Origin of the sequence: Clostridium sp. AM34-9AC, from assembly GCF_003480225.1 — a bacterium.
Classification (GTDB): Bacteria; Bacillota; Clostridia; order Lachnospirales; family Lachnospiraceae; genus Acetatifactor; species Acetatifactor acetigignens.
Genome location: NZ_QUIU01000027.1, coordinates 1 through 256, shown reverse-complemented (window position 1 = coordinate 256; position 256 = coordinate 1).

Genomic DNA, 256 nt, shown 5'->3' with positions numbered 1-256 from the left:
AATAAATGGAAAGTTACGCGAGCAATGAGCCGCGCATAGGCATAGTGAAGACAGCGATGGGCGCTTGCGCACAATTCGCTGTCTTTACTTATGCCGAGATGCGGCTCATTGCGGATGGTTTTATCTTCGGGACATAGTAGAAGAAAAATGTAGATTATGCCCCGCTTGTCGGAAACTTCCGGGGCTCAGCAGAGAAAAAACACGGATTACGCCCTGCTTGTCGGAAACTTCCGGGGCTCAACAGAGAAAAAACACG